Here is a 22,150-nt window from a genome sequence, read left to right on the forward strand (position 1 = left end):
CGTCGGAAACCATCAGATCCCCAAATCGACCCCCGGGGGACCCAACCCCCACCCGGAGAGACTCTATACCAGCTACCACATTGGGAGCCAAAAGTTAGGCATAATCGCGGCCGGTGAGACAGCTCCGGGGGTATCCAATGACCGATACTTTCGACCTAGAACGGTTCGTCCAGGCCCAAAACCCGGTTTTTCGCGACGTCCAGGGCGAGCTGGCGCGGGGCCGCAAGCAGAGCCACTGGATGTGGTTCGTTTTCCCGCAAGTAGCCGGCCTCGGCTTCAGCGCCATGTCGCAGCGTTACGCCATCGGCTCGCGCGCGGAGGCTGTGGCCTACCTCGCGCACCCTGTCCTCGGGCCACGCCTGATCGAATGCACGCGGCTCGTGCTCGCCGTCGAAGGGCGCACCATCAACGCGATCCTCGGCGCGCCCGATGACACCAAGTTCCGTTCGTCGATGACGCTGTTCGGCGCCGTGTCCGACGAGCCCGTCTTCGATCAGGCGCTCGCCCGTTATTTCGCAGGCGAGCGCGACGCCGCGACGCTGGAGATCCTGGCCAGGCTCGACCGGTCGGCGCACTAGCGCGCCCCTTGCATCCGGACGAATGGACGCATGCGCGCGGGGCATGCCGGCCGTCAGCGTAAACCGCGGATTAACGCCGGCTGCCTATCGTTCGGGCAAAATAATTCTCCTCCCGCGCCAATTGCCGGAATGCCCATGAAAATCGGTACGCTCCTGACCACCGCCATCGTCTCGTTGTCGACCGTGGGCGGCGGCCTCGCGGTCTACGTCGCCGTGACGAAATACCAGACGATGGAGCGCATCACCGAAGCCCAGGGGCGGCTCGCGATCGTCCGCGCCGTCAGCGACATCCCGCGCTATCTCAATCCCGAACGCGGCTTTTCCACCAACATCCTCTACGGACCTGCGAGCATCGACCCCGCGCTGCTTGCCGAGCAGGACAAGCTGCGCAAGCAGACCGACGGCGCCCGCGACAAGATGAACGCATTGCGCAAGGAGCTGCCTGGTCCGTTCGACGACGGCACCACGATCGGCAGCAACATCGACGGCATCAATGCGAAGTTCACCGCGCTGCGCAACGCGATCGACAAGGCGCTGGCCGGGCCGGCGGAGGCGCGCAAGGACGCCGCCAAGAAGATCGTCGCCGACAATGCCGTGCTGAACGGCGGCGTGACCGCGCTGCTCAACGAGCAGGTCCGCCGCATGGCGATCCTCAACGGCGACGCCTACCGGCAGGCCAGCTACGCCAACATCGCGATGACGCTGCGCGACGTCGGCGGCTTCAATTCCAGCCTGCACAAGAACCTCGTCGGCGGCAAGAAGCCGGCGACCGACGCCGAGAAGGCAGACATCAGCCGCTCGCAGGGCCGCAACGACCAGATCGTGATGTCGCTGCTGGAATTGCGCGGCAATCCGGCAACCCCGGCGAACGTCGCCGCCGCGCTGGAGAAATTCAATTCGATCTATGTCGAGGAGTTCGGCCGCGAGCTCAAGCTGGTCAAGGACGGTGCTGTCAGCGGCAAGTACGAACACGACATGGACACCTACTACGCCTCGACGCAGCGCGGCCTCAGCACCATCATCGAGGTCCGCGACGCCTTCTACGACAACGCCGAGCAGGTTCTCGCCGGCGCCTCGTCGGCTGCACGCACCAGCTTCATCATCGCCCTGCTCGGCCTTGCCGCCGTGCTGGTCGCCAGCATCGGCCTCGTCGCGACCGTCCGTCGCCGCGTCTGCGCGCCGATCGTCAATCTGACGACACGGATGTCGCGGCTGGCCGATGGCGAAGTCGCGGAAGCCATCCCCGGCGCCGAGCGCTCCGACGAGATCGGCGCGATGGCCGCGGCCGTCCAGGTGTTCAAGGACAACATGATCCGGGCCGAGCGGCTCGCGGCGGAGAAGCAGGCCGAGAACGACGGCAAGATGCGGCGCGCCCAGGCGCTCGACGAGCTCACCCGCGCCTTCGAGGCCAAGGTCACCGAGCTCGTCGGCGGCCTGTCCCGGGCGTCCTCCACGATGGAGAGCACGGCGCAGTCGATGACCTCGACGGCGGCCCAGACCAACAGCCAGGCCGCGGTCGTCGCCGCCGCCTCCGAGCAGACCTCGACCAACGTGCAGACGGTTGCCAGCGCCACCGAAGAGCTGACATCCTCCATCTCCGAGATCGGCCGTCAGGTCGCGCAAAGCACCGAGATCGCCGCCCGCGCCGTCGATAATGCCCGCCGTACCGGTGACACCGCGCGCGCTCTCGCCGAAGGCGCGCAGAAGATCGGCGACGTTGTCACGCTGATCCAGAGCATTGCCGAGCAGACCAATTTGCTGGCGCTGAATGCGACCATCGAGGCCGCGCGCGCCGGCGATGCCGGCCGCGGCTTTGCCGTGGTTGCCTCCGAAGTGAAATCTTTGGCCGGCCAGACCGCCAAGGCCACGACCGAGATCTCGGAGCAGATCACCGCGATCCAGAGCGCGAGCGATGAGACCGTGGCCGCGATCCGCAACGTCGCCGACGTCATCGCCGAGATCGACCAGATCGGCACCGCGATTGCGGCTGCGATCGAGGAACAGGGCTCGGCCACCAAGGAGATCGCCCGCAGCGTCCAGGAAGCCGCCCGCGGCACCCAGGAGGTCAACACCAACATTTCAGGCGTGCAGCGCGCCGCCGACGACACCGGAGCTGCCGCCAGGGAAGTGCTGGGCGCGGCCGAGCAGCTCTCGACCCAGTCGCGCGATCTCGCCGGTCAGTTCGACCGCTTCCTCGGTGAGGTCAGGGCCGCGTAAGCAAACTCAGTACGGCGGCGCCTTGCGCGCCCGCTGCGCCTTGGCCGCCTCGATCCACCACGACAGATCATCGGCAAAGCGCGGGAACGCGCGTTCCAGCGCCTTGCCGCCCTCGCCGATCGGCTCGGCGTCCGCCGACAAGCTCTGCGCGATCGGGCCGACGCCGATGGTGCTCGACACCACCACCATGCCCATCTCCGACAGCGTGCCGTGCCAGGCGGTCGCGGCCCGCGCGCCCGAGAAGCGGCCGGCCGAATAGCTCACGATCGCGGCCGGGCGCCAGAACCATTCTTCCAGGAAGTGGTCGGTCAGGTTTTTCAATCCGGGCTGAATGCCCCAATTGTATTCGCCGGTGACAAAGACAAAACCGTCGGCGCCGCGGATCTGCCCGGCCAGCTTCTCCAGTGCCTCGGGGGCGGCGCCCTTGGCATATTCCTTGTACATGCGGTCGAGCATAGGCAGGCCGATGGCCTTGGCGTCGATGAACTCGACGTCCTCGCCGCGACTGCGCAGGCGATCGATGACGAAATTCGCAAGGCGGATGCCCATGCGGTCGGAGCGGTAGGAACCGTAGAGGACGAGGATGCGATTGCTCATGGGCGGCAAGCTAGCACGAAAGCAGGCGGCGCGCCGATCGATTTGTCGCGCTATCTTCCGCGTCCGCGGTCCAGCGTTTGCGACGGCGTCTCGCCGAATTGATCGCGGTAGCCTCTGGAGAAATCGCTGAGGTGCCAGAAACCGAAGGCGAGCGCGACAGCCTTGACGCTATCCGCCCCGGCAAGCAGCCGCTGACGCACCAGCCAGAGCCGGCGCAGGCGCAAATAGCGGTGCAGGCTCATGCCGCGATAGCGGCGGACGACGTCGTGCATGGTGCGCACGGACAGGCCGAGCTTGCGCGCGATCTCCTCGCTGTAGATCGGCTGCGAGAGGTCCTCGGACAGCAGCGTGCGGATGTTCTGGAACATCTTGAACTGCCGCCCGTCGTTCGGCCGCACTGTCCATCGCGCGGCCACCAGATTGGCAAAGACGTTGTCGACGGCGCCGAACAGGGACTCCTTCATCGCCATCCCCGTCAACGGAACCTGCGCGCGATCAATCGGCTCGGACGCAGCCGCCAGCACCTCCCGGACCACCTTCCGCAGCCGGAGCAGTGCCGGCATGGTGGTCTCGAAAATCTTGAAGCTGAACTGCGTCTCGGGCCAGCCGCGATCCTTCACCTCGGGGCGAAACACGATCGAGCCGATCTGCCTCTGCACTTCCTCGATGGTGTTGTAGGCAGCGCCGCTGCTGCCGATGACGACGACCGCGCGGTCGCGCTGCGCGCCATTGAAGCGAATGGGAACTTCGAGATCGTCCATCGCGAAACCGACCGCCGTGCAGTCGGCAACCAGCTGCGCGTCCGCCACGCGCGGAAACGTGCGCGTCACGTTCACGTCGCAGCCCGGCAGGCGCAAGATCACCTGCTCGGTCGCAATCCGTCGCACGAACGGCGTAAACTCGATGTTCAACCCGCGTATCGAACTGCGAAACTCGTCGACATCGGTGAAACGAAATATCTTTGGCGCCAATCCCGGCGCATCATCGTTGTTGCTCATGACCAATGAAAAACCGCGTCGGAAAATGACGCGTAGCCGGCAATCGTGCCGATCTGGATTCCCCTTTCAGCGGCGGCCGTCAGATCGAATGAATCATCCTAGCCCGTCCTGGCCAATTGGCGAGGGTCCAATGCAAAGGACAAGCTGACGGTTCGCGTCCTGCCGAATTTCGATAGCGTTTCCAGCTCGGCAGGCGGTGCAGAGATACCAAGGGAGGCTTGCCTAGAATCCAAGCTCACGGCGCGGCCGCTCTCTGGAGTTCCGATCGGACTGTCCAGCAAGTCATGTTGAACGATGACCACCAACGCCTCGTCACGTCCTGCCGGGCAAGGATGGCGCTGCCATCCGATGCTAGTGCGTGGCCCGGTATTTGGCGCGGCGGGGAATCGAGTTGCAGGCCAGACCTTCGGCCAGCAGCTTCATGTCCTCGCGTTTGCCGCTCCGGATCAGCCGCCCGAACTCGTCGGATGTGAAAGGAAGACTGGGATCATCATCGATTGGACGCCGCACTCGCGGGCCGAACAACCGTCGCACCAGGCTAGCCAGCCGCCGCATATCAATTCCCTCGCGCCAGCAACAAACCTTTCAGTCTGCACATTGTTCCTCCTGCACGATCGAGATTGCAAGAGGCGGCATGGACTCCGCACCAAAAATTTCGATGAGAGAATAATCTCCTCCGCACAAGTCTGCGTCAGTCGGCAAAGCCCACGTAACGCACGAACTCATCGTTGTGCTCGCGGTCTGAGCGAACCGCGTTCGCGGCAAAGCGGTCGTCGGGATAGCCCATCGCGACGCAGGTCATGATGACCTCGTCGTCCGGAATATCAGCGACCTCGCGCACGATGTCGGAGCGCATGATGCCCTGCCCGTTGATGACGGAGCCGAGGCCGCGGTCCCAGGCTGCGAGCACGATGCCGTAGCAGAGCGCGCCGAGATCGAAATGGCAGACCGCGCCGGGATCGAGCACGCGGTCATAGGTCAGCACCAGCGAGACCGGCGCGTCGAACTGGCGGAAGCCGCGCAGCACCCAGTCCTGGCGCATCGGCTTGTCGTCGCGCGCAATCCCCATCGCGCCGAACAGCTTCTTGGCGATGTCGACCTGCCGCGAGCGATGCACGCCCTGATACTCGCCGTGGCTGACGATGTCGCGCTTGACCTTGGCGCCACCGATCATCTCCTCCATGTTGCGGCGGCGTACTTCTTCGAGCGGACGCCCCGTGAGCACGTGAACGTGCCAGGGCTGGGTGTTCATCGACGACGGCGCGCGCTTGGCGCTCTCGATGATCGCCTCGATCACCGCGCGCGGCACCGGCTCGTTCCTGAAACCGCGCACGCTGCGGCGCGACTGGATCAGCGTCTCGAATTCCACTCCTTGGCCTCCCTACCCGTTCATCCCTGCGCATCACAACACGTGGCCGGTTGCCGATGCGGCGCGCAAAATCTATGCTAACCCGCAAGCAAGACCAAGAACCCTGTGAGGACCTCATGCCCACGCCGCTCGATCCCGTCATCGCCCAGATCATTCCGCTCATGCCGATGCGCGATCCCGCGGTCATGACGCCACAGAGCGCCCGCGATTCCTTGCGCGCACTGGCTGCTTCGCGCGCCGCAATCCCGCCGCCGCCGGTCGATCGTGTACAGGATATCAAGGTGAACGGCGGCGCGGGCCTGCTCGATGCACGGGTCTACCGGGTCGGCACCACGCCGGCACCGACCGTGGTGTTCTTCCACGGCGGCGGCTGGGTCGCGGGCGATCTCGAGACCCATGACCGACAAGCGCGCAATCTCGCGATCGAGACCGGCGCGGTCGTCGTCTCCGTCGATTATCGCCGTCCGCCGGAGACGCGCTTTCCCGGCGCCTTCGAAGATGCCTTTGCCGCGGTGCGCGACGTATTTAGCCGTGTCGCGGAATTTGGCGGCGACGCCAAACGTTTCGGCGTTGCCGGCGACAGCGCCGGCGGCAATCTCGCGGCGACAACGGCGATCGCCTGCCGCGATGCCGGCATCAAACTCGCCGCGCAACTGCTGGTCTATCCCGTGACCGACGTCGTCGGGGCTTACGCCGATGCGGGCGAGAATGCGCGCTTTCCCTCACGTGCCGAGAATGCCGAAGGCTACTTCCTCACGCGCGCCACGATGGAATGGTTTTGCGGCCACTATCTCGCCGATCCCGCTCACGCGAGCGACTGGCGCGTTTCGCCGCTGCGCGCGCCATCCCTCGCAGGCCTCGCGCCCGCGATCGTCACCACCGCCTGGTTCGATCCCCTGCGTGATGAGGGCACCGCCTATGCGCGGGCGCTCGAGGCCGCCGGCGTGCGGGTCAAGCATCACGAGGGGCCCGGCCTGATCCATGGCTATTTCGGCATGGGCGACGCCTCGGACGTCGCGCGCACCGAGGCGCAGCGCGCGCGGGCCGATTTCAAGGCGCTGCTCGTGCGCGGCGTATAGGGGATGCGACGAAGCTCGTAGCCCGTAGCCCGGATGGAGCGAAGCGTAATCCGGGTTTCCAGCCACATGGGCGGTCGAGCGATCCGGTTGGTCTGGCCCCGGATTACGCTATCGGCCGGCGCATCGCGCCGACCCGCTAGCTTCATCCGGGCTACGAGACTCGCTAGGCGCTCCGTGCCCGCTGCGCCGCCGTGTGCCCCCAGGCCTCGTCCCAGTCCTGGCCGGAGGCGTCGACCACGCGGCCATCGGCCTCGAAGAACTTGTTGGGCACCTGGAAGATCGCAAGGATCAGCGCCCCGTCCGGGCACCATGCGGCGTGCCGGCTGCCCGCCTCGCGCCAGATGAATTCGCCGGCCTTGCAGGTGATGCCCTGGGCGGGCCCCTCCTTGTCGACGAGCGCGCCCTCGATCACGTAGCTCTGCTCGATGCCGACATGCTCGTGATCGGGCAGCACCGATCCCGGCGCAAAGCGCATCAAGGCGGTCATCAGGCCGGTGCCGCGATCGAACAGCAAGGTCTTGGCCTCGCAGCCGGGAAAGCGCGTCTTCTGCCATTCCATGGCCTGAGGTTGAACCAGATGGGAATGCCGGTCGGCGGTCTGCGGGCTCGTCACGGCGTCCATGGCAACGCTCCGTTCCTGCTGCAATGGAATGAGCCTAGCAGGTTCGCACCGCGCGGTCAGCGCGCAGTGCAGCAAGCAGCTGGCAAGAACCCCAAAGCAGCCCCGCCGCCGTGCGCGTCAAAGCGAGACTCATTCATCGCACGCCGAAAATATCCGCACACCACAACCGGGCAACGCCGATCCTGCTTGATTGCGCCACGATTCCCGGCTCCAATCCGCAAGCCATTTCTGGTTTAGGAGACACCCATGATGAAGCGAATCTTCCTGGCTGCGATCGTTGCCACCTTTGCAGCGGGCTCGGCCTTCGCGGAGGACACCTGCGAGAGCAAGGCGGTCGGCAAGGACGGCAAGCCGCTGGCCGGCGCCGCCAAGACCTCGTTCCTGAAGAAGTGCAAGGCCGACGCCTGCGCGCCCAAGGCCGTCAGCGCCGACGGCAAGCCGCTCGCCGGCGCCGCCAAGAACAGCTTCATGAAGAAGTGCGAAGTCGGCGCTTAAGCGCGCCGCGATGCCTCGGTCCCCTCGCCCCGCAAGCGGGGCGAGGTGAAGCGCCATCACTCCCGCCTGAACCGATAATCGAACGCCCCATCCAGCGGCCTGATCAGCCCCACCGTTGGCGCCGGAAAATGGATCGGCAGGATCAGCGTGTCCGTATCCGCAACGGACGCAAAGAACTTCCGCCGCGACACAGCTGATTGTTTTGCATCCCAATCCGGCATTGCCGACCAGTCCGGCTCGCGGCACTGGATCTGGTGGTGCATGAGATCGCCGGCGACCACCGCACGCTGGCCCTTCGAAGAGATATTCACGCAGCAATGGCAGGGCGAATGCCCCGGCGTCGGCGTCAGTGTGACCGTATCATCCAGCGCGTAGTCGTCATCCACCAGCAATGCCTGCCCGGCTTCGACGATCGGCAGGCAATTATCACGGAAGACCGTGCCGGGCGGATTGTTGCCCTTGGCGTGCTCGGCCTCCCAGGCAGCGTACTCCCCCTTGTGAAAGACGTATTTTGCGTTTGGGAACGTCGGCACCCAGCGGCCGTCGCGCAAGGTCGTGTTCCAGCCGGTGTGGTCGATGTGCAGATGCGTGCAGAACACATAATCGATCTGCTCGAAGCCGACGCCGAGCGCGAACAATTCGTTGCGCCAGCGCTCCTTGCCGGGAAAATCGAACGGCGGCGGATGACCCTTGTCTTCGCCTGTGCAGGTGTCGACCAGGATGGTGTAGCGCGGCGTGCGCACGACGAAGGTCTGGTAGGTGATGACCATCATGCCGCGCGCGACATCGAACACCTCCGGCTCCATCGTCGGCAGATGACGCCTGAACACGCCGTCGTCATAAGCCGGAAAAAAATCTTGCGGCCGCCGCCAGGGGCCCTCCCGCTCGATCACCGCATCGATGGTGATGTCCCCGATCCTGAGCTGCTTCACGCGCCCTCCCCTGATTTTCTCCAGCGTAGCGAACGAGTTCGCAGCGTTCAACACACACGGGCGTGTACTTGCGTTGACGAGTTCCCATAGCTCGCGCGACAGAGCTCCAATTGGAGTCTTGCGACAGCATTCACACAGCGACGCAGATGCGTCGCCTTGGCGTCACACGCGCGTCGTCGGCCACGCTCGATAATCTCTGCGCCATTCCAGATTGATCGCGCACAGGTTGCGCAACAAAAAGCACGGGGCATTCACGTGAAAAAGCTCTTCTCCCTGATCTCTTCGTTATCGCTCGCCGCAACGCTGACTGGCGTTGCAGCGACAGCGCACGCCGATCAGGATGACAGCGGCCGCGGTTTCGACAATGTCCGTGATCGCGACCATGATCGGGGCCATCACCACGGCCGCAGATCGCCGGTGGTCCTCATCTCGCTCGACGGCGCAAAACCCGACTTCATCCGGCAATTCATCGAGGAAGGCGTACTGCCGCGCGATGGCGGACTGGCGCGGCTGAGCCGCCATGGCGCTGTGGCGTTGCAGAACATCACGGCCTCGCCCTCGCTCACCGCGGTCTCCCATATCGAGATCGCCACCGGCTCGACCGCCGTTCACAACGACATCCCCTCCAACACCTTCCAGGCGATCGTCGGCCCGATCACATCGAGCCTCAGCGGCTTTGCGGCGCCGATCGGCGGCTATCGCGAGAGCCCGCTTGGGCCCTCGCCGCGGCCGTCGGCGCTGCCGCTGTGGGTGCAGCTGCGTCAGCAGGGCAAGAAAGTGGTCACCGCGACGTGGCCGGGCGGCGACGGCGCCGACATCTCGATCAACGGCACCGTGGTGCAGCCGGCCCAACCGATCCGCGTCACCGACTACACCGTGCCGTTCGGTGCGTTCGGCGGGCTCAGCGCGCAGGGCTTTTCGCTGACGCAGACGAACTTCGCGCCCGATCCGGCGGTGGCCGCGGCTCTGCAGGCGGCCGGCCGCTTCTCGTTCAGCCCGGTGCTGGCAACGCCCACGCCGATCGAGACGTTCTCGTGCGCCTCGGTGCAGACCGCGACCTGCACCAGCACGGCCACGCAGGACCTCAAATACGCGATCCGGGTGGCAGCGCTCGACACCACCAACGACAACAAGGTGAACTACGACACCCTCGTGTTCTTCGACGCCACGCGCGGCATCACGGCCGGGCCGTTCAAGCCGCCGGCGACTGGACCTGCCTATGCCAAGCTCGGCGGCGAGAACGCGCCGTTCTTCTTCGAGGGCAGCGGCGCCAGGGTCGGGGCCGCCTACTTCGTCTCGCAGCTCGCGCCCGATCTGTCCGTGGTGCGCTTTGCCCGCTACGGCGCCAATTACATCCCGCGCAATACGCCCGTGCTGGCCGACGTCGACGACATCAACAACAGCATCGGGTTCTGGCGCCCGCAGGCCGACTTCCGCATTCCGGAGCGCCTCAGCCCGGGCTTCACTGATTTCCCCGACATCGAGATCGAGGCGATGTACGAGGACATGGTCAAGACCTTTGTGCGTTACCAGGCCGACATCGGCGAGCGCGCGATCAAGAACCATCCCGACGCCGATCTGGTGATGATCTATATCGAGCAGCCGGACGGCTCCGAGCATCAGTTCCTGCTCACCGATCCCCGCCAGGGCACCAATCCGAAGGACCCGAGCTCGGTCGGCGCCGGCCAAGACGCCGCCAAGGTCGCGCGCTACAAATCGTACATCCGCTTCGCCTATCAGACCGCCGACAAGGCGGTGAAGCAGATCGCTGAGGCGGCGGGGCCGGACAGCAACATCATCGTGGTGTCGGACCACGGCTTCGCCCCGTTCCACACCTCGGTCAGCATGACCAACATCCTGAAGAATGCCGGCATCGACACCAGCAAGCTGGCGATCCGCACCTCGGGTCCGGCGGTCAACATCTACGTCAACCTGCAGCAGCGCGAGTCCGGCGGCACCGTCGACCCCGCAACCTACACGGCGCTGGTCACGCAGATCACCGACGCGGTGAAGAATGCGGTCGATCCCAATCCCAAATTCAACTTCTCGCTCGAGGGCGGACGACTCTTCGCCGTGGTCGAGACCCGTCCGCTCCAGTGCGAGGCCGGCATCGGGCAATGCACCAGCAAGACCATCGGCCAGGATTTCGGCGACGTGTTCGCGCTGATGGCTCCGGGCTACAATTTCGACGGCATCCAGAACCCCGGCGTCGCCCGCCTCGGCGATGCGCCGTTCAACGCCGCGACGACCACGCTGTCGATGCCGAATTTCTACGGCGCCCACGGCCACGATCCAAAGCTGCCGGTGATGAGCGCGACTTTCATCGCCGCCGGCCCCCAGATCCGCAACAACACGACGATCCATCGTATGCGCAACCTCGACGTGGCGCCGACCATCATGCAACTCCTGGGCGTCCGGCCGCACCAGGTCGATGGCGAGGTGCTGCGCGAGATCTTGCGGTAGCTGAATAACGGCCGCACGGGATGGGCGCCGATCAGCGCCCATCCCGCATGTCCATGTCCGTCCACGTCACGGCGTTCGCTCCGGTCGACGCGAGCAGATCGGCGAAATACAACCGCCGGGCCGGTGGCATTAATTTTTGTTTATGTATGATTTAATTCACAGCGCTTTTTCCAGTTTGGCTGTAAAATGCGGCTGCGCAACGCGGTGGTTCTCGGGCCTCCTGTTTCGCGGTCGAATTGCTGAAACTGATTTTGGCTCCATGCAGATTGGCCAAAGGCCGCCAGGCTCAGGCCCACTACCCGTTTCGGGGCGCGCGTTTCCCAAAGGTTCGCTGCCCTTGCGCACCAGGAAGACACGACGACCTGGTCTCGTCTGACATGGCACTCACCGGGCGGGAGGTTTGCTGTAGATGATCTGGGGGCCGCGTCATTCAGCGAAATGTCGGCGTACGCGTAAGCGGGCGTTGACTTTGTTTGGAGCGCAAGGTGCCCGGCAGACGCTATCAACGCCACGGTCTGCTATCCTGCCCCGGTTCTGCCAAGTAGCGGGGTGGTCAAGGTGAACCATCCGGGGATTGATGTTGCAGAGGCGGCCCCGCCATCGCGGCGCGTACTTGCAATTCTGGCCGCCGACGTCGTGGGCTATGCTCGCCTGACCGAGGTGGCGGAGGAGGCAACGCACATCCGCCTGCGAGCGCTTCGCTTCGGCGTGATCAACCCGTGCATCGTCTCCTTCCGCGGCAGGATCGTGAAGAATACCGGAGACGGCTTTCTCGCCTCGTTCGATTCCTCCCTTGATGCCGCGCGCTGTGCGGTCGCCTTGCAAGCCGAAGTCGCAGCCGCGCAGACCCGGGAAGGATACGATCGGAAGATACAATTTCGAATGGGTCTGAACGTTGCGCAGACCATCGTCGAATCCGAGGACATCTTCGGAAAGGGCGTGAACATCGCGGCGAGACTCGAGCAGTCGGCGCCGGCTGGCGGCGTGGTGCTTTCAGACGAGATGTTCCAGCAGATCAAGGACCGGCTCGACGTGCCAGTCCAGGACCTGGGCGTGCTCCGGCTCAAGCATCTCGCACGCCCCGTTCACGCCTATTCTCTCCTGCTGCCTGAGGCCGAACGACTGCCCTCGGGCGACCGCCGCAAGGCGAGCCGCCAGGCCAAGGTGCCCTACATCGCGGTGCTGCCGTTTCGTACGCAGGGAGCGAACCCTGTGGACGATTACTTCGGCGACGGGACGGCCGACGAGATCGTCGTGGCGCTTCAGAGCCTCCGCGGGCTGTTCGTCATCTCGAGCATGTCCACCTCTCCCTATCGCAGCGGACCGATCGACAGCCAGAGGATCGGCCAGGAGCTCGGCGTCCGATACGTCCTGAGTGGCAGCATCCGACGCGCCGACAAGCGGCTCCGCATCGGCGTGGAATTGCAGGACGTCGAAGCGGGGATCTTGCTGTGGGCAGATCATTATGACGGCGATGTCTCCGAACTGTTCGAATTTCAGAGCCGCATTGCGACACGCATCGTATGGAGCATCGCGCCCCAGGTCCGCGAGGCAGAGCTGAAGCGCGCGCTGCAAAAGCGCTCGGACAATCTCAATGCCTACGAGCTGCTCATGAAGGCGATCGACTTCATGTATCGCATGAATTTCTTCGACTTCGGCCGTGCGGGCGAGCTGTTGCAGGCCGCGATCGCTGCGGATCCTAGCTATGCTACGCCCTATGCTTATGCAGCGCTCTGGCACATTCACAATGTCGCGCAGGGCTGGGGCGCCGAGGGCGGCCCCGATGCGGGGGAAGCGGCGCGCCTTGCCACGGCGGCGGTCGATCGTGCGCCGGCAGATGGCTTCGCGCTCGCCGTTCTCGGACACACCAAGGCGCTGTTGTTCAAGGACTACGACGCAGCGCTCGACCTCTTTGACAGAGCGTTGAGCGCATCGCCCGGAAATGCTATGGCTTGGACCCTTAGCAGTGGCGTGTACGGCTACCTTGAGGAGGGCCAATCAGCGATCACGCGCGCTGAACAGGGATTGCGGCTGTCGCCGGCCGATACACAGGCATATTTCTACCTGATGTTCCTCGGCCAAGCGCATTACATCAACGGCAATTACGACGAGGCGGTCGTGTGGGCCCGCAAGACCGCAGCTCTGAACGGACGGCTGTCCGCCAACCTGCGTGTACTGGCAGCGGCCTATATTGCGAAGGGCCAGAACGAAGAGGCCCGAGGCATCACCAGGATGCTTCTGGACATACAACCTCGGTTCAAGCTTTCAGCCTATCGTGAGCGGTGCCCGTTCAAAATCGGTTTGCGGGAACGCTTCATCGACCATTTGCGAGAGGCAGGCTTGCCGGATTGAAACCATGCTGCATTTGCAGCGAACCACAGGAGGATCCCGTCATGGGGGGCAATTGGTTCGGAGGCAACTGGTTTGGTGGCAATTGGTTCGGAGGAAATTGGTCAGGCGGCTCGGGCGGCGGCGGATCGCCCGTGTTCGCGATGCGGGCCGATCGGCCGCTGGCCGAGGTCGCCATCACGCGGGACTACTACGCCAAGTTCCGAGACTCTGAATGGGATCCGGATCTGCGCGCCATCGCGATCATGCCGGAGTTTCTGGCCCAGACCATCGGCGGCAAGCAATGGCAGGCGGCGGTCGCGCTGCCGCCACCCACCTACCCCGTCACCGCGAACATGATCGACGAGGTCCAGGTGCTGGCTGTCGCGGAGCGGCCGGAAGCGCTTGGCGAGATCGTGGAGGAGAACCAGAATTTTCAGCTGCGCTGGCTGCAGCTGCTCAACATCACCGCCACGTCCCACCCGCAAACGTTCCTGCTGATGAAGATCATGGCCCGGGTCGGCGAGTTTGCGATGGTCCAACTCAAGCTCCAATATCCGAATCGGGCTGGTGCCGCGCCCCCACCCTATTGGTACCAGCCGCGACCAAGCCAGGTCTGCCCGACGCTGTATCCGCCGGTCCAGGTCCCGGGGCACCCCGCCTATCCGGCCGGGCACGCGCTCATTGGCACGCTCACCTCCGAATGCCTGGCCGACATGCTGCCTCAATACACCGAGGCCTTGCGCGCGCTGGCCGCGCGAGTCGGGATGAATCGGATGATCGCGGGACTGCATTATCGCGAGGACATCGACGCGGGCGCCAGGGCCGCGGTCGCCCTGAAACCCTATCTGACGGCCTGCCCGTTCTACGCGGCCACGCTCAAACTCGCGAAGACCGAATGGCAGTGAGACCACGCGCAACCTGACCACGGCAGCGGAGGCAACCATGACGCCTTGGGAATTGCGCACCGGCTATGTGCGGGTGCTGGCGCAACGCAATCAGAATGGCATGCTCGTGAGTGCGGCAAACGACCTGCTCAAGGGCGATAGTCCGGTCGGCGCGATGCGCGAATACATTCAAAGGAACGCGGCGCCCGACTTTTTGATCGACGGTGAGTTCGGCGCCTTGCCGATCTGGGATGGCGCCGATCAGCGACCTGCAGTCTCGAGCAGGGACAGGGGCGAAAAAGCGTCCGCGCTCCTCGCGCTCGATAAATCGAAGAAATTCCTGATCCGCGCCTACGTTTCTCCCGAGAGCCTCGCCAACCCGGGCTTCAACAATGGCGAGCCAGTCTGGTTGGATCCTGATGTACGCGGCCAGCTTGCTTTACCCCCTGCCAACAAGGCCACCGGCGATATCGAGATGGTTCGGCAGGATCTCAACACCGCGACGCTGCAGCACAACAGCCTTCACGGCGCGGGTGTTGCCGTCGCCATCGTTGATACCGGCATCTGCAAGTCACATCTTGAGACGCGGTTCGGCTTCAACCCGAACCTGGATGTCGGCAATTCGTGGACGCCTCCGACCGTGGCGACCACACCGGGATTCCATCGCATCGGACACGGAACGATGTGCGCCTACGGCGTGCTCGCGGTGGCCCCGAAGGTGACGCTGCTCGACTATCCCTTGCTACTCGGGCGGCCGGCCGGGGAGCACACCGTCAGTGCGACGATCTCGGAAATGATGCGCGGTTACTTGATGCTGATCTGGCGCTGGGCGGTCACTGGCGCCATTCCGCAGACCGCGCTCGTGGTCAACAACAGCTGGGGCATCTTTCATCCGAGTCTCGACGATTTTCCGCCCGGTGATCCCAGGCGCTACATCGACAATCCCTATCACCCCTTCAGACTGTACATCTGGTTGCTCACGGCATTCGGAGCCGACGTGGTTTTCGCCGCCGGCAATTGCGGCGACGGCTGCCCCAATGCCGTGTGTCTGCAGCGGACGGAGGGCATGATCATGGGCGCCAACGCCTACGACGAAGTGCTGACGCTCGCCGGTTGCGACATCCAGGACGCGCGCGTCTGCTATTCCTCGCAAGGACCGTCGATCGCGGGCATGTCGCCGCGGAAGCCCGACATCACCGCCTATACGCAGTTTCTCGGCTCGAAGGTCCTGCGAGGCCCGCGTGGCTTCGAGCCGGATACGGGAACGTCGACATCATGCGCCGTCGCATCCGGGTGCATCGCCGCGCTGCGAACCGTGCAATCGCCGATGGCGACGGATCCGGCAGCCATGATTGCGGTCTTGAAGGCGACGGCGCGGCCCCAGGGCGGCGCGGTGCCGAACTACGATTACGGCTATGGCATCGTCCGGCCGGTGGCGGCGGGCCGCAGCCTGGGCATCATTCCACCATAAGCGGGCCGATCGCCGGCCGATGCGTGCAGGCGAGCGAGTTCATTGCAACTCTCTCGATTTGGTTGTAGCCCGGATGAAGCGAAGCGCAATCCGGGAAACTCTCGCATGGTTCGCTATCGGCGAAATTTCGTACCCGGCGGCGCCTATTTCTTCACCGCGACGCTGGACGATCGAAGATCGTCCGCCTTGGTGGACCACGTCGCGCAGCTGCGCGCGGCATTTAAGTCGACCCGGATCGAAAAGCCGTTCACGATCGACACGATCGTGATCCTGCCTGACCATCTCCACGTCATCATGACGTTGCCGGAAAATGACTCGGACTTCTCCGGTCGATGGCGACGCATCAAGAGCCTGTTCACGCACCGGCTCGTCGCTTCCGGCGTACCAGTTGTTCGCAATCATCGCGGCGAGTTCTGCCTGTGGCAGCGACGATTTTGGGAGCACACCATTCGCGACGACGCGGATTTCGAACGATGCGCCGACTACATCCATTTCAATCCCGTCAAGCACAGCCTCGTGGCGTCACCGATCGACTGGCCCTACTCTTCGCTCCATCGCTACGTTCGTGCCGGCATCCTGCCCGCCGATTGGGGCGGCAGCGGCGAGATCACCGGCAATTTTGGCGAACGCGGAGAGTGATCCCGGCTCCATCCGGGCTACGGAATCCCGTCAGCGCGCTCGTAGCCCGGATGAAGCGAAGCGAAATCCGGGGCCAGACCATCCGCATCGCACAACCGCATGCGGGCAGAAATCCCGGATTGCGCTGCGCTCCATCCGGGCTACAAGCCCCCTACGATCGCAACCCCGGCGCCTCCTGCCCCGTGCGCGCGACGTATTCCGTGTAGCCGCCGCCATACTGGTGGATGCCCTCCGGCGTCAGCTCCAGCACGCGGTTCGACAGCGTCGCCAGGAAATGCCGGTCATGCGAGACGAACAGCATGGTGCCCTCGAAATCTGCGAGCGCCGTGATCAGCATCTCCTTGGTGGCGAGGTCGAGGTGGTTGGTGGGCTCGTCCAGCACCAGGAAGTTCGGCGGATCGAACAGCATCTTGGCCATCACCAGCCGCGCCTTCTCGCCGCCCGAGAGCACCCGGCAGCGCTTCTCGACGTCGTCACCGGAGAAGCCGAAGCAGCCGGCGAGCGCGCGCAATGAGCCCTGCCCCGCGGTCGGAAACTGATCTTCCAGCGACTGGAACACGGTGCGCTCGCCGTCGAGCAGGTCCATCGCGTGCTGGGCGAAATAGCCCATCTTGACGCTGCCCCCGAGCGCCACCGTGCCCTGGTCGGGCTCGCTCGCACCGGCAACCAGCTTGAGCAGCGTCGACTTGCCGGCGCCGTTGACGCCCATCACGCACCAGCGCTCGCGCCGGCGGATCATGAAGTCGAGGCCGTCATAGATGCGCTTGGCGCCATAGCCCTTGTGAACGTTCTTCAGCGCCACGACGTCCTCGCCCGAGCGCGGCGCCGGCAGGAAGTCGAAGGCGACGCTCTGGCGGCGGCGCGGCGGCTCGACCCGCTCGATCTTGTCGAGCTTCTTCACCCGGCTCTGCACCTGCGCCGCATGCGAGGCGCGCGCCTTGAAGCGCTCGATGAACTTGATCTCCTTGGCCAGCATGGCCTGCTGGCGCTCGAACTGCGCCTGCTGCTGCTTCTCGTTCTGCGCGCGCTGCTGCTCGTAGAATTCGTAGTCGCCGGTGTAGGTGGTGAGCGAACCGCTGTCGATCTCGATCACCTTGGAGATCACGCGGTTGATGAACTCGCGGTCATGCGAGGTCATCAGCAGCGTGCCTTCGTAGTCGTGCAGGAATTTTTCCAGCCAGATCAGGCTTTCGAGGTCGAGATGGTTGCTCGGCTCGTCGAGCAGCATGACGTCGGGACGCATCAGGAGAATACGCGCCAGCGCCACGCGCATCTTCCAGCCGCCCGAGAGCTTGCCGACATCGCCGTCCATCATCTCCTGGCTGAAGCCGAGGCCGGAGAGCGCTTCGCGCGCCCGACCGTCGAGCGCATAGCCGTCCAGCTCCTCGAACCGGTGCTGTACCTCGCCATAACGCGAGATGATCTCGTCCATCTGGTCGGCCTTGTCAGGGTCGGCCATATCGGCCTCGAGCGCGCGCAGCTCGGCCGCGACCTCGCTGACGGGACCGGCGCCGTTCATCACCTCGGCCACGGCGCTATGGCCGGACATCTCGCCGACGTCCTGGTTGAAATAACCGATGGTGATGCCGCGATCGGTCGAGACCTGCCCCTCGTCGGGCAGCTCCTCGCCGGCGATCATGCGGAACAGCGTGGTCTTGCCGGCGCCGTTCGGCCCGACCAGGCCGATCTTCTCCCCCTTGTTGAGGGCCGCGGAGGCTTCGATGAACAGGATCTGGTGGCCGGCTTGCTTGCTGACGTTGTCGAGGCGGATCATGGGGTCTTTTGGGGGGATTTTTGCGTTGCAGCGTCATAGGGCATAAGGCCCCTCAGGGGAAGCCCGGCGGGTACGGATTTCGCTATCCCCAGCCGCGCAGAGCCGTTGTTCCGCGCCGCGATCGGACGCCGGAGCCATCAAGCTCCGAACGCCGCAACGCCTGCCGCGGCGGCCTGCGCATCCTGGGTTGACTGCATGCCCGAGACGCCGATCGCTCCGATCACCCTGCCGTCGCGGAGGATTGGAAGGCCGCCCTCCAGAGGCGTCAGATTGGTCATGCCCAGCAATCGCCAGTGAAGGCCGCCGTCCGCCAGCGCGGATTCGAACGCCCCGGTCGGCCGCCTGAAATCGACGGTGGTCTTCGCCTTCTGCTGCGCGACGAGCACGCTGCCATGCTGCGCCTGATCGAGACGATACAGCAGGACGAGATGGCCGCCGCTGTCGGCAATGGCGATCACCATGGGCCAGCCATGACGTTGCGCTTCGGCACGCGCCGCATCGGCCACGATCCTCGCCTCGTCGAGCGCGATCGGCGCGCCATAGAGAGGGGTCAGGGCCTGAGGGACGTTTGCTGCGCGGGAATCCGGTTTCGTCATGAGAAGCTCCAGGTGGTCGGGAGCCCATTCACAACACATCACATCTATGATGATAATGCGCGGAGATATGGATATATTATCTCTTTTTTCGGAAGAATGACGGTGGCCTCGATTGCAGACTACGCGGTGTTTCTGGCTGTCCTCGACGAGGGAAGCCTGACGTCCGCGGCAACGCGTCTCGGCAGATCGCTGCAATCGGTGAGCCGTTCGCTTGCGCGGCTCGAAGACGACCTTGGCGTGGAGCTCGTGTCGCGGACGACGCGGCGCCTAAATCCGACACAGGCGGGCCTCGAATTTTCCGATCGGATCCGCCTCGCGCTCACAACCATCGATGCCGCGCGTGAAGACCTGCTCGCCAGCAACCGGCGGCTTGCCGGCACCATCCGCGTCGGCACGTCGAGCCTGTTCGGCCCTGAATATGTGACTCCCGTGCTGAGCCAATTCCTGACGCGGAATCCGGAGATCGATCTCGAACTCGTCCTGTCCGACGAGCGCGTCGATCTCGTCGCCGAGAAGCTCGATTTCGCCGTTCGCATCGGCAATCTGCCGGACTCGAACTTGCGGATTCGCCGCCTCGGTGGACTGAGCTGGGCCGTGTTCGCTTCGCCAGTCTATCTCGCGGCCCATGGTCGGCCCGAGCATCCAGAAGAACTATCCCGTCATGAATGCGTGTTGCGAGCCGGTGATGATGACAGATGGGCATTCGGCGGCGACGGGAAGCGTATCGAAGTCCATGGTCGCTTTCGGTCGGAAAGCGCCGCGGCACGCAACGCGGCCGTCGCGTCCGGCTTTGGCATCGGGATCGCCCCGCTTTGGCAGGTCCGCAGACTTATCGATCAGGGGATCGTCGAGCAGATCCTTGTCGGCCACGAGCCGCCCCCCATCCCGCTCCAGATCGTCTGGCCCAAGCGAGGAACTGGCGGGATGCCTCGGCGGGTCCGCGCCGCCATCGAATTCCTCGTGGCGCGGCTGTCCGCCCAGCGGATTTGACGACTGCCTCCCGGCGAAGACCGCTCCGGCGTACTCAACCGCGATCGCGTAAATTGACGTTCACGCCCTTCGCATCAGCTTGAGCGAGGCCGCGGGGCCCAGGCTGCGCTTGCCGGCGAGCGCGTTGCCTTCGACCGCACAGGCTCGCCGCGGTCATTGAGCGACATCCAATGCATTGATCTTGATCAAAACTCTACGATTGTCATCGCAGAGCCTGAGAACTTGCTGCGTGGGATGACGTTGCGGCGCAGCACGACTGAACTGGATGCACAACGCAATATCGGGCACTTTGAGGAAGATTGACCGCCAATAGCCGGAAACAGCGGGGCGTCTTGAGCGCGGGAGTGACGACTGATGCAGCACTGGCTGCCCGGACTCGATACGCTCCGTCGATATGAAGCCGCGTGGCTTCCGCACGACATTTTCGCCGGCGTGGTCCTCGCGACGATGCTGGTCCCGGTTGGAATCGCCTACGCCGTCGCGTCGGGATTGCCCGGCATCTATGGCTTGTACGCCACGATCGTTCCCCTGCTGGCTTACGCATTGTTCGGCCCTAGCCGCATTCTCGTCCTCGGCCCGGATTCGGCGCTGGCAGGAATACTGCTCGGCGTCATCGCGCCGCTGGCACACGGCGATCCCGCACGCGCCGTGACGCTGGCCGGCATGATGGCCATCGTCTCCGGCTTGGCTTGCATCCTGGCCGGTATCGCGCGTCTGGGCTTTGTCACCGAGCTTCTCTCCAAGCCGATACGTTACGGCTACATGAACGGAATTGCGTTGACCGTCCTGATCAGCCAATTGCCCAAACTCTTCGGCTTTTCCATCGACGGCGAAGGACCGTTGCGGAGCTTGTGGGCGATCGCCAACGCGATCCTTGACGGGCAGATCAATTGGGTCGCGTTCGCGATCGGCTTCGCGACGCTGGCCACGATTATCCTTCTCAAGAACACCAGGCTGCCGGGCATCCTGATTGCCGTCGTTGCGGCGACCGTCGTCGTCGGGGTGCTCGGTCTCGGGACGCGGTACGGCGTCAAGGTGTTGGGGCCGCTGCCTCAGGGGCTGCCGGGGTTCGTCATCCCATGGATCACCTCGAGCGACATCGTCCCGGTGCTGCTCGGCGGTTGCGCAATAGCAATGGTTTCGTTTGCCGATACGAGCGTACTCTCACGCGCCTACGCCGCGCGATTGGGGATGCGGGTCGATCCCAATCAGGAGATGGTGGGGCTTGGCGCAGCCAATCTGGCGACTGGCTTTTTCCAGGGGTTTCCGATCAGCAGCAGCAGCTCGCGTACCCCCGTCGCAGAAGCCGCCGGCGCCCGCACCCAGCTCACGAGCGTCGTCGGCGCGCTGGCCATCGCCCTGCTTCTGCTGGTCGCGCCAAATCTGCTGGAGCATTTGCCCACCGCCGCATTGGCCGCTGTCGTCATTGCGGCGGCGATTGGCCTGATCGAGGTTGCCGACCTCAAGCGGATCTATCGCATTCAGCGATGGGAATTCTGGCTGGCGATCGTCTGCTTTGTCGGTGTGGCGGTGCTCGGCGTCATTCCAGGGATCGGTCTTGCGATCGTACTCGCGGTCATCGAATTCCTGTGGGACGGCTGGCGGCCGCACTCCGCAGTTTTGGGGCGCGCCCAGGGCGTCAAAGGTTATCACGACATCACGAGATATCCGGCTGCTCGCCGGGTTCCGGGACTGGTCCTGTTTCGGTGGGATGCGCCGCTGTTTTTCGCCAACGCGGAATTCTTCAGGGAGCGCGTCCTGAATGCCGTCGCGACATCGCCAACGCCTGTGCGTTGGCTGGTTGTCGCCGCGGAGCCCGTTACGAGCGTGGACGTCACCGCCTGCGATGTGGTTGCCGAACTGGACCAGACGTTGCACGCGCAGGGCATCGAGCTCTGCTTTGCCGAACTCAAGGACCCCGTGAAGGACAAGCTGAAGCGATTTGGCCTGTTCGCGCAGCTTGGCGAACATTACTTCTTCCCGACCATCGGTGTGGCCGTCTCCCGCTATGTCGAGATCAACAAAGTTGAGTGGGACGACTGGGAGGATCAAACCAAGCAGGACTCCGCACCACTCGCGGGCCGAAATGCCCAAGCTGGGCCTGGCTGAGATTTC

19 protein-coding genes are annotated in these 22,150 nt (G+C 64.4%); 11 read left to right on the forward strand and 8 right to left on the reverse strand.

The window, feature by feature from the left end; genetic code table 11:
* The first annotated feature begins 137 nt into the window (after positions 1-137).
* Positions 138-578 carry a DUF1810 domain-containing protein gene (locus QA649_RS25910; protein WP_283019670.1) on the forward strand — a complete coding sequence of 147 codons (441 nt, stop codon included), beginning with the start codon at positions 138-140 and terminating at the stop codon, positions 576-578.
* Between the two features lie 135 nt (positions 579-713).
* Positions 714-2,795 (forward strand): methyl-accepting chemotaxis protein, encoded by a 2,082-nt coding sequence (locus tag QA649_RS25915; RefSeq protein ID WP_283019671.1) that lies wholly within the window; start codon positions 714-716, stop codon positions 2,793-2,795.
* Positions 2,796-2,801: 6 nt separating this feature from the next.
* On the opposite strand, the gene QA649_RS25920 is transcribed toward QA649_RS25915, so the two are convergent.
* From QA649_RS25920 to QA649_RS25935, 4 genes are all read right to left on the reverse strand, one after another.
* Positions 2,802-3,392 carry an NAD(P)H-dependent oxidoreductase gene (locus tag QA649_RS25920; protein ID WP_283019672.1) on the reverse strand — a complete coding sequence of 197 codons (591 nt, stop codon included), beginning with the start codon at positions 3,390-3,392 and terminating at the stop codon, positions 2,802-2,804.
* Positions 3,393-3,442: 50 nt separating this feature from the next.
* On the reverse strand, positions 3,443-4,390 hold the full coding sequence (locus QA649_RS25925; RefSeq protein WP_283019673.1) for a helix-turn-helix domain-containing protein: 948 nt from the start codon (positions 4,388-4,390) through the stop codon (positions 3,443-3,445).
* 351 nt (positions 4,391-4,741) lie between these two features.
* On the reverse strand, positions 4,742-4,945 hold the full coding sequence (locus QA649_RS25930; RefSeq protein ID WP_283019674.1) for a hypothetical protein: 204 nt from the start codon (positions 4,943-4,945) through the stop codon (positions 4,742-4,744).
* A 136-nt stretch (positions 4,946-5,081) separates the two neighbouring features.
* Positions 5,082-5,759, reverse strand: a complete 678-nt coding sequence (locus QA649_RS25935; RefSeq protein ID WP_283019675.1) for a nitroreductase — start codon at positions 5,757-5,759, stop codon at positions 5,082-5,084.
* A gap of 116 nt (positions 5,760-5,875) precedes the next feature.
* Between QA649_RS25935 and QA649_RS25940 the strand changes: the two genes are divergently transcribed.
* A complete protein-coding gene (locus tag QA649_RS25940; RefSeq protein WP_283019676.1) occupies positions 5,876-6,838 on the forward strand; it encodes an alpha/beta hydrolase in 963 nt (320 codons plus the stop codon).
* Between the two features lie 163 nt (positions 6,839-7,001).
* Here the strand turns inward: QA649_RS25940 and QA649_RS25945 are convergent, their stop codons facing one another.
* Positions 7,002-7,460 carry a cupin domain-containing protein gene (locus QA649_RS25945; protein WP_283019677.1) on the reverse strand — a complete coding sequence of 153 codons (459 nt, stop codon included), beginning with the start codon at positions 7,458-7,460 and terminating at the stop codon, positions 7,002-7,004.
* Between the two features lie 246 nt (positions 7,461-7,706).
* On the opposite strand from QA649_RS25945, the gene QA649_RS25950 reads away from it, so the two are divergent.
* Positions 7,707-7,955: a hypothetical protein gene (locus tag QA649_RS25950; protein WP_283019678.1), complete on the forward strand. Its 249-nt coding sequence runs from the start codon at positions 7,707-7,709 to the stop codon at positions 7,953-7,955.
* Positions 7,956-8,011: 56 nt separating this feature from the next.
* Here the strand turns inward: QA649_RS25950 and QA649_RS25955 are convergent, their stop codons facing one another.
* Complete coding sequence (locus tag QA649_RS25955) at positions 8,012-8,887, reverse strand: MBL fold metallo-hydrolase (RefSeq protein ID WP_283019679.1); 876 nt, start codon at positions 8,885-8,887, stop codon at positions 8,012-8,014.
* 255 nt (positions 8,888-9,142) lie between these two features.
* Here QA649_RS25955 and QA649_RS25960 point away from each other — a divergent pair, with 255 nt between their 5' ends.
* The 5 genes from QA649_RS25960 to QA649_RS25980 all read left to right on the forward strand — a co-directional run bounded on the left by QA649_RS25960 (position 9,143) and on the right by QA649_RS25980 (position 16,675).
* On the forward strand, positions 9,143-11,350 hold the full coding sequence (locus QA649_RS25960) for an alkaline phosphatase family protein (protein WP_283019680.1): 2,208 nt from the start codon (positions 9,143-9,145) through the stop codon (positions 11,348-11,350).
* A gap of 549 nt (positions 11,351-11,899) precedes the next feature.
* Entirely contained in the window at positions 11,900-13,702 is a 1,803-nt protein-coding gene (locus QA649_RS25965) for an adenylate/guanylate cyclase domain-containing protein (RefSeq protein WP_283019681.1), read from the forward strand.
* A 41-nt stretch (positions 13,703-13,743) separates the two neighbouring features.
* Positions 13,744-14,586, forward strand: a complete 843-nt coding sequence (locus QA649_RS25970) for a PA-phosphatase (RefSeq protein ID WP_283019682.1) — start codon at positions 13,744-13,746, stop codon at positions 14,584-14,586.
* 37 nt (positions 14,587-14,623) lie between these two features.
* Positions 14,624-16,036: a S8 family serine peptidase gene (locus QA649_RS25975; protein WP_283019683.1), complete on the forward strand. Its 1,413-nt coding sequence runs from the start codon at positions 14,624-14,626 to the stop codon at positions 16,034-16,036.
* 105 nt (positions 16,037-16,141) lie between these two features.
* Positions 16,142-16,675 carry a transposase gene (locus QA649_RS25980; protein ID WP_283019684.1) on the forward strand — a complete coding sequence of 178 codons (534 nt, stop codon included), beginning with the start codon at positions 16,142-16,144 and terminating at the stop codon, positions 16,673-16,675.
* Positions 16,676-16,826: 151 nt separating this feature from the next.
* Here the strand turns inward: QA649_RS25980 and QA649_RS25985 are convergent, their stop codons facing one another.
* Together QA649_RS25985 and QA649_RS25990 are read right to left on the reverse strand one after the other, a co-directional pair.
* On the reverse strand, positions 16,827-18,449 hold the full coding sequence (locus tag QA649_RS25985; protein WP_283019685.1) for an ABC-F family ATP-binding cassette domain-containing protein: 1,623 nt from the start codon (positions 18,447-18,449) through the stop codon (positions 16,827-16,829).
* A 137-nt stretch (positions 18,450-18,586) separates the two neighbouring features.
* Positions 18,587-18,955 carry a heme-binding protein gene (locus tag QA649_RS25990; RefSeq protein ID WP_283019686.1) on the reverse strand — a complete coding sequence of 123 codons (369 nt, stop codon included), beginning with the start codon at positions 18,953-18,955 and terminating at the stop codon, positions 18,587-18,589.
* Here QA649_RS25990 and QA649_RS25995 point away from each other — a divergent pair.
* The gene (locus QA649_RS25995; protein ID WP_283019687.1) at positions 18,920-20,035 is read left to right on the forward strand and encodes a LysR family transcriptional regulator; all 1,116 of its coding nucleotides are present in this window, start codon (positions 18,920-18,922) and stop codon (positions 20,033-20,035) included. The two genes, QA649_RS25990 and QA649_RS25995, sit on opposite strands and share 36 nt — an antisense overlap.
* 354 nt (positions 20,036-20,389) lie before the next feature.
* Positions 20,390-22,144, forward strand: a complete 1,755-nt coding sequence (gene sulP / locus QA649_RS26000) for a sulfate permease (RefSeq protein WP_283019688.1) — start codon at positions 20,390-20,392, stop codon at positions 22,142-22,144.
* Positions 22,145-22,150: the final 6 nt, after the last annotated feature.

It is taken from the genome of Bradyrhizobium sp. CB1717, from assembly GCF_029714325.1.
In the GTDB taxonomy this organism is placed as follows: Bacteria; Pseudomonadota; Alphaproteobacteria; order Rhizobiales; family Xanthobacteraceae; genus Bradyrhizobium.